The organism is Ectothiorhodospira magna (assembly GCF_900110965.1).
In the GTDB taxonomy this organism is placed as follows: domain Bacteria; phylum Pseudomonadota; class Gammaproteobacteria; order Ectothiorhodospirales; family Ectothiorhodospiraceae; genus Ectothiorhodospira; species Ectothiorhodospira magna.
This window is the reverse complement of sequence record NZ_FOFO01000039.1, coordinates 1-8477: the sequence shown is the minus strand read 5'-3', so window position 1 is coordinate 8477 and position 8477 is coordinate 1. Positions and strand designations below refer to the sequence as shown.

6 protein-coding genes and 1 pseudogene are annotated in these 8477 nt (G+C 52.0%); all 7 read right to left on the bottom strand.

The features are described 5' to 3' along the window. Positions 1 to 217 precede the first annotated feature (217 nt). Positions 218 to 323 (bottom strand): annotated as a pseudogene (locus BMX62_RS12135) (endonuclease); the annotation flags it as partial. Positions 324 to 376: 53 nt separating this feature from the next. Continuing rightward, entirely contained in the window at positions 377 to 1168 is a 792-nt protein-coding gene (gene rluB / locus BMX62_RS12130) for a 23S rRNA pseudouridine(2605) synthase RluB (RefSeq protein ID WP_090209486.1), read from the bottom strand. A gap of 344 nt (positions 1169 to 1512) precedes the next feature. Then, entirely contained in the window at positions 1513 to 3378 is a 1866-nt protein-coding gene (locus BMX62_RS12125; protein WP_090209483.1) for an AIPR family protein, read from the bottom strand. A 54-nt stretch (positions 3379 to 3432) separates the two neighbouring features. Further along, positions 3433 to 4506 carry a hypothetical protein gene (locus BMX62_RS12760; RefSeq protein ID WP_143339792.1) on the bottom strand — a complete coding sequence of 358 codons (1074 nt, stop codon included), beginning with the start codon at positions 4504 to 4506 and terminating at the stop codon, positions 3433 to 3435. Continuing rightward, positions 4499 to 6040: a hypothetical protein gene (locus BMX62_RS12755; protein WP_143339790.1), complete on the bottom strand. Its 1542-nt coding sequence runs from the start codon at positions 6038 to 6040 to the stop codon at positions 4499 to 4501. The genes BMX62_RS12760 and BMX62_RS12755 overlap by 8 nt, the downstream gene beginning before the upstream one ends. Positions 6041 to 6601: 561 nt before the next feature. Continuing rightward, a protein-coding gene (locus BMX62_RS12115) for an IS3 family transposase (protein ID WP_238375989.1) occupies positions 6602 to 8160 on the bottom strand; the annotation gives its coding sequence in 2 pieces (ribosomal slippage) (positions 6602 to 7695 and positions 7695 to 8160; 1560 coding nt in all). A gap of 44 nt (positions 8161 to 8204) precedes the next feature. Beyond that, positions 8205 to 8477: transposase domain-containing protein (locus BMX62_RS12110; RefSeq protein WP_143339788.1), on the bottom strand; the 273-nt coding region annotated here is incomplete at its 5' end.

Sequence of the window (8477 nt, the reverse complement as noted above, 5' to 3'; positions counted from 1 at the left end):
TCTGGCCTGAGGCCGCCCACTGCTGGACCAGATCCTTCCAGAAAGCGCGCTTGCGCTGTCGGATACCTCTGCTCATCCGCCACATCCCCTCTATTGCTTGAGATCGTAACGGTGACGATGGAGGATCAGTGGGGACTATGGAATACGGGGGCTACCGGACGGGTACGATCATTGCGAGGCAGGGCCGCCAGGCTCTCCGCGTCCAGCACTTCGGCCGCCTTGAGGTTGGCGATGGCCCGCTCCACGTTGGTCCAGGCGGTATTCTGGGTGAGGATCGCCCCCACCATCACCTCGAAAGGCGTCTCACCCGGCCACCAGTGCATCGGCCCGTAATGGGTCGATAGCCGTTCCAGGACCGGATGAAGACGCTCCGGATTCACCGCCCAGGGGCTCGACGGGTCTTGGGAGGACGGATGATACGGGACTTGCGGGGCGCCTTCCAGGACAGGCCCGCCTGCTGATACAGGGCCTTCATCTCCTGGGACTCCAGCTCCCGCCAGCGGCCCAGGCGTAGCCCGGTCCCCAGCTGAATGCAGCCGTAGCGTACCCGGATCAGGCGACTGACGGTAATGCCTTGGGACTCCCACAGGCGCCGCACCTCACGGTTGCGGCCTTCCTTGAGGGTCACGTGGTACCAGTGGTTTGCACCGGTACCCCCGGCCTCCCGGATATCGTCAAAACGGGCCGGGCCGTCCTCCAGTTCCACGCCGGCCAGCAACCGCTGGATCACCGCCGGTTCCACCGCGCCCAGCACCCGCACGGCGTATTCCCGCTCCACCTCGGTGGAAGGATGCATGAGCCGGTTGGCCAGCTCGCCGTCGGTGGTGAACAGCAGCAATCCGGAGGTGTTGAGGTCCAGCCGGCCGATGCTCACCCAGCGGCCCTGGCGCAGCCGGGGCAGGTGTTCGAACACGGTAGGGCGACCCTCGGGGTCGGAGCGGGTGGTCACTTCCCCTTCCGGCTTGTGATAGACCACCACACGCGGCGCGGGGACCTCCACGGAGACGGGGCGGCCGCGCACGGCGATCTGGTCTTCCGGGCCGGCCTGATCACCCAGCTGGGCCACCTTGCCGTTGACGGTCACCAGGCCCTGGGCGATCCAGCGCTCCACCTCTCGACGTGAACCCAGACCCGCCTGGGCCAGCAATTTGTGGAGACGTTCGGTCATGATGTGTTATCCATCGCTGTCAAACCGGTAGTGTACTGATCCGCCCCCCCCTTTCCGCCACAGGATGATTCCAGGGCGACCAGCCTGAAATGCTGCCTTACTCGTTGCCGTCATCGACTAGCGCCGACGGGAACACCCGGACCACATTTACCTGTTCCAGGGCGAGAGTGCCACCTGCTCCTCGCCGTAGCCCAGCACTTGGGCCTTCACGGCTTCACCAGCTCGATGCTGTTGGCAAAACGCAGCTTATCTTCGTCGCTGACTTTGTCAGCGAAAACATCGTTGAGCTGCTGGATGATCTCAGCCAGCAGCATTAACAGTCAAAATACCTATCTCTTACCTCTCTAATCCTCTTTCAATACCGCTTTTATCTTCTCAGCAATCGGACTACGACGAAAATCTCGTCTAGCGTAATTCAGTTGCGCCTTCAGGCCAGGTGAATACTGATCGTCTTTTCCAAGTTTATCGGACATTAGAAACTGACGTATCTCTTGAGTCCTTCGAAATCCAGGCTCATCAAACAAAGTATCTTCAGCACCATGCCGAAAATAGTCGTCGATCAAGTTGATTGAGATTATACCAATTTCATGTAAAAGATCAGATTTGTGTAGCCTTGCAATAACCTGAGAAATATCTTTATTCTCATGCTCCATATCTTGCATTAAAAGGAAGTTGCGTAACAGATCAATCGCAACCATGTAGAACAAGAAACGAGTCAAAGAACGTGATTGCTTACGCGACTTCTGCTCTGAAGCACGTCCGAAATTGTACCCATCCGCCAATTGCTTCAACAGATATGCAGCATATATCGCCTCAACATCGAATTCCGGTAACTCATTGACCTTCTTAAACCAAAAACCACCGGGAGCAAAACGAGAATTGCTTCCAAGAGCCGCACCGGGCTCACCAACCCAACCGGCAACATATACTTTCAATAATTCAAAAGCGTAGACAGAAGACTCATACTGTGGCTGTGTCGTTGGATTCTGTTTTTGCCAGGCCTTACGTGCGTCCCAAGATCCACGCTGAATTTCCAGGAACACTCCGTATTGCGCATTAAACTCGGAAGCCCAACTGCGGAAATTAGCCTCCAATGAAAGAAAATCCTTCTCACTTACTGCATTTTGTGAATTGGTGTAACGCGTAGTTTCTGTAAGTAGCTCCTCACCTTCATCACCAACCACAACAATTTTTGTTACAACCACTGCATTATCAAGACGTTTTAGCCACTGCTGGTGAGATACCCCCCCATTTCCCTTGCCTCCGGAATTGAGCTTTTGTTGGAGAATAAGATAAATGGATCGCGTGGTCTGGCAACCATTTACTACATAAGGATTAAATAGAACAACCCTATTGTCGGCCTCCTGACTCACTGCTTCAGCCACAATGGTTATACCATTATTATAAAGACCAAAGCGCTCCGGATAATGCAAGATAGTATGTTCGATACCCTTGTTCACCTTGCGCCTGTGCCCGAGATATTTACGTACATTTTTATCATATAGCGTATCCAGGTCTCCAGTCTGCTTTTTATATTCCTGCATGAACTCAAACATATCCTTTAACTTCGTGGAACCAACATAAAGGATTTCACCTGAACTAGAAATACTAGTTTTCAGCGTTACCTTTAGCCGATTACCACCAAAGATATTACCTTCAGCCCGCTTATTATAAATTGTTTCGATGGAAACATCTGCAACACTAAAAATCGCACCAAATTTCTCGTGACCTATCCCCCTGATTGCTTCCAGCGCATCATATTCGGCATGAGTCAACCTCTGATTAGTTGCAACCACATATTCCAGACGATCCTTTGCTCCTGCTTGCGAAAGAAATTGCCGGATCCGTTTAACCACATCATCAGATACAGAAGAAAGATTATCGCGTTGACCCTCCAATGTAGCAAACACCTTGTTGGCCTCGACAAACAAAGTATCTACACCTCTAAATGCACTACCATACTTACTTTGCACAAGCATCCATGTATCACCCTCAGAACCCTCTTCAGCTTCGCTCGGAATAAAGACAGCTGCATCAATACCACCATCACCACTGCCATCGCAGTAGATGATCTCTGCCATATCCACATCCAGTTCAAGCCAGTCCCGCAGTATTTTCTGAGCAAACCGATGCCCTTTCAAAGTACTTGAAGGTGAACCAGATTCAATTTCATCCAGCCATTGCGTTTCAAAATCTCTCAGCGAAATCATTGTATCTCCCTATTTATATTTTCTGAAAAAACGAAATCAAACCACGGTCAAGAATCAGAATCGTACACCGCCATCAAGAATAGATTTAAATGCCTTTTCCTCCTGGCCAGGCAGAGGCTCGACAGTCATCAGATGAGGTGCATCATCTTTTTTTTGCCTTGGAGGAACAAATCGCCACATTTCCATCGAAAACATATCCTGCTGCGCCTTGCGTACCGTAAAATATACTTTACCATCTGGCCCACGATTGTAATACATACTCGGAATCCCCCTACAGTGCTTCAAGGTCATACCCCTGACTGGCTTTTCAAATCCGAGCTTTAGCAGTAGAGACTCATAATTAATACACTGGGAAATCGACGTCTGTCGGGTAGCAGCATGGCTTTGTGCGAAATCACCATCTTTTGCTAACTCATGGCTCGCTGACAAAAGATTTTCTGATATATTTTCAACAGCACTACTTTTTGTTAACTCATTGATTTCATTTTTTGCCCCCTCTGTAAGATAAAAATCACCATTGCTTCTCGGGAGCGTATGCAGTGATGCAGATCCAGAATAGAAATCACTCAAGACATGACCTGCCGCCTTGCCCAAGGCTATTATTGCGCTGGGTGACAAAATGTCTATCTGCTGTTGAACGACCATCTTCCATGCATTTCTACGCATCGCCATGCTTGGTGCACGATTATCTTTGCAACGAAACGGGAAAAGATTGATGAAGGCAATATCATGGTCTGCTTTGCCTCCTGCCTGAAGCAGTGGCCTTATCACATTCTTATAGATGCGATGACTTTTTTGAATATTGATCCAATATTCAGACATCTCAGTAAATTTCAAGAAACGCCCAGCATCATCTTTTGCATCACGCAATGAATTAAAGCAACCATAAAGATGCACATCAGTTTCCTCTGGTTGATCAAGATACGCAGACGTTCCACCGGCGGGGTAGTTTCCAACAAGTAACCAGCCACCCTTCTGGTAGTCACGTCCCACATATCCTGGACTCATGGTCCTACCATGATGGTGGTTATCATTTACAATTCTGCCAAGTTCTCCAGGAAAGAAGTCTTCCACGGGTATCTGCATGAATTTCCACCAAAGCTGAGCAAACTGCATATGATTATTCATCTTTATTCCCCGGTACAGCAGTTGCTGGATTAACAAGACGTGCTAACGCTTCACGCTCTTCAGTAAGACTTTTTGATTCGAGCCGTTTGATTTCACGGTTCATATGCTCAAGTAACCGCGCAACGTCTTCGATTAACAGCTTCTGAAACTCGCCTCCCCAATTGCCTCGCAAGTTAGATTCCAGGATAGCGGCACGGGTTTTATAAGGAGACTGGGCAGTTGCTAACTCATCACCTGCTTCACCATCTTCAACATCAATATCATGATTTAAATATTTTACAATGGAGGATGGCGTCACCAAGTCTAGTGGCCAGTGAAGAATTCCATATTTATCCTTTTCCATATACATGACATCTGCTGTGAGTTTTGGCGTTTCATGTCTCACTACCACATAGGTGTCCTCATTGAGATTAAAACCCAATTTAAGAACTGAAGTTGACCCCGCTTGAAAGGTAAAATTTGGAGGTGGGCATGAATACCAATTAAGTTTTTTTAATTCACCATTCAACCGATAATTTCCAGCCACATAAAACATAGGGTAACGCATAAAGTATAGGCTAACCTCCTCACGGGGCAACATAGGTGCAAGCACAAGATAAATATTAACAAGACAGTTAACTTTAAGCGAACCCAGCTCAATCTCTAATCCATCGTTCACAGAACGCGGGTATACTTTAATTTCAAATGGCGGATCCCAATCCATTAAGATTCTTGAACATGATGAAATAGCAACCTTCGGTAGCAATGTGACCCTCTGCCTATAGAACTCCATTTCATTAGAGTCAGCTTCAAAATGATTTACATCAGCACCCCAGCGACCTACAGCATCTGGATGTAACGCTCCATAGTCATCTAGTTCATCTTCATCTAAAGAGAAAGGGGCTACACTGGCTGCTCGTTGATACTCATCTGTTCGACTGATCCAGCGCCACTTGGCGAGACTTTTAAAGTAATTATCAACCTTCGTAGTCTTGACAATCCCATCAAGAAAGGCATTCAGGAGTCTGTATAGGGAAAAGTATTCGGCAAGATCGTAATCTGGCTCTTCACCTCCTAATTGGACACCACTGAAAACCAAAACGACTGACTTATCTCGATCAATCCCGAATTGGTTAGCCGCCGCTTCCGCGATTAGTAGGTAGTTTTTTGGCCTGGAAGCAAGTGTCTTGGCGGAGGGAGGTGACCGATCTGGTCGAATGGCATACCGTGGTAGCCGCTTCGTATGGTCACCTTCCTCAGCAACACCTGCGGCCTGCAAAATCCGACTGAGATCCCCGTGCTTTCTCTTAGACTCAGAACCATAAAGAAGCCGGCCAAGGTTGCCAGCAAGTACGAGCCGATGAGAATGGGAGATTCTTCCGGAAAAAGAAGCAACGGTTTTACGGATATCATCGGCTCGCGCACGCACCACCGCATCACGTTCTGCGCGTGATGTTTGCGAGGCCGTAGCCCGGTTAACCGCATCCACTGACGGAACGGGATCCAAGTTGGGCCTGTTCGGAAATGGAACCACATTATCCCCCTTGTCAGTCATGACCGGTCGCCTCCTCAGCACTGGCGCAGGTAGTGATGGCACTTCCGGCCAAGCTTGATCGCGGTAATAACCATACCATCCGCTCCGGAAACCACTAGTGCGGTGCGTCTGAGTCGGTCAATGACCTGCACTGAAACCCCTTCTCCTAGTAGTTCGTGAGCACCTGATCTCCCGAGAGTGACCAATTCGCATGTCTTATGGGTAACATGCCTCGCTCCATAGATGAGCATCAGGCCAACATCCCCATCCGAAATACCCCGTTGACGAACACGACGCTCTGCGTGGCTGGTAAGCTCGATCTCCATGATGCATCCCCATAACCTCTTGATGTGAATCCATTTTCATAGGAATGACGCCATGGAAACCATCCAAATTAACCATCTTTTTCGGGATTTATGCAGCATTTTAATTTGGATGTTTTAGATTAAAAATCTGGGATGCTTAAAGCTAGATGGTACCCGTCCGGTAGCCCCCGTATAGCCAGCCGTCAGTCGGGGCTGGCATGCTCCCCGCAACTCTGGGCGGCGGCTGTCAAGGTGGTTGTCGCCTGAGAGCACATTGTTATGCAGCCATTTTTAGTGGCTGATCTTGAGCAACGCGCTCAGGATTCATGGTGACGGTATCGACATGCGACCAGTTACGAGTCTTTCCACTCCAGCGCTCCGGGCGAAGCTGTCGGGCTCTTTGGAATTGTTGATGACGGCGTACCAGGATCGCCTTGTCCTCACTGCGGTGACGCTCAGCGGGCGTGACAAAGCGGATGGCGCTGTGGCGGTGTTCGTGGTTGTACCAGCGGACGAAGCCATGCACCCACTCACGGGCCTTTTCGAGCGATTCCAGACCTTTGGCCGGATAGCCAGGGACGTACTTGCAGGTCCGGAACAAGGCTTCAGCGTAGGCGTTGTCGTTGCTCACCCGTGGCCGGCTGAAGGAGGGATCGATGTTCATGTCCCGCAGCTTCTCCAGCAGCGTGGCGGCCTTGAAAGGACTACCGTTATCGGAGTGCAATACCAGAGGCCGTTGAACGATGTTCTCGGCCAACACGGCCCGCTGAATGACTTGCATGGCGTTGTCCGCCGATTCAGACGGAAAGACCTCCCAGCCCACGACCTTGCGGCTGAAGACATCCAGGATCATGATCAGGTAGTAGAACGTCCCCCGGGCCGGGCCCGGCAGCCAGGTGCAGTCCCAAGCCCAAAGTTGATTGGGCGCATGGGCCTGATGCGTGGTCGGGGGCTTGCTGCGGCGGGGGGCCTTGGCACGTCCTCGGTGAGCCACCTGGCCGTAACGACGCAGCACCCGGTAAATCGTGGACACCGAGGCCAGATAGCGATCTTCCTCGTCCAGCAAGCGCACCAGGATCTGATCCGGAGGCAGGGATGCGTACTCGGGCCGGTTGCATACGTCCAGGATCGCTTGCTCTTCCTCAGGACTCAGGGCATTGGCCGGCCTTGGCCGATCCGCGAAAGGGCGGCGATCCTCCCCCAGGTTTTCCTGCCCGGTCCAGCGCTGATAGGTGCGGGCACAGATACCGGCCACCTCGCAGGCGGGTGTCAGCCTTGCTCCCTCGGCTCGGGCCTGATCGATCAGTTCAACGGTTTTGCGGCGATCTGCGGTGCTGATCATTTTTCCTCGTCCCCCCAGATCGCGGCGGCCTTTTTTGACAGTGTCAGCAACGCCGCTGTCTCCGCCAACGCGGCTTCCTTGCGTCTGAGTTCCCGTTCCAGTTCACGAATACGTGCCTTGTGGCCCTTGAGTTCCTGGGCTTCACGGCGGCGATCCTGGCTCGCCAGGCCGGCTGCCTGTTCACAGTCGTGGCGCCACACCTGTAACTGCTCCGGATACAAACCCCGGGAACGGCAATACTCCGCCACCTCCTGGGCGTTCATCCCGGCCGTCTCCACCACTGCGGAGAACTTGTCCTTGGATGACCAGCCTTCAGTACCGGCCCCCGTGGCCTGGGGAAGACAGCGGCCTTGTTCTCGGGCCTCCTTGCGCCACTTGTACACCGTGGCAATGGAAACCCCTTCCTGCTCCGCCACCTCCCGGGGCGAGAGGTTGTACGGGGGCAATAGCTTGGCTACTGCGGCTTCTCTGCGTTCGTCAGGATATCGTGGCATCTTGGGCGCTCCTCTCTCGCCCCCAGGGTGTTTTAAATACTCTATCAAACCAGACGACACTTATCCTGACCGAGGGGGTGGGCCAGCGGTGCCCAGTGATAGGGCAGCAGTTCGTGGAGGCGATTGGCGGGATGATCCTGGATGCGCTCAAGCACATCGATCAGATAGTGACGGGGGTTCACCCCGTTCTGCTTGCAGGTCTCCAGAAGGGTGAGCAGGATCGCCAGGGCGTGACCGCCATTCTCCGAGCCGGTGAAGTTCCAGTTCTTGCGACTCACGCATACGCCGCGCAGTGCACGTTCGCCGCGGTTGTTGTC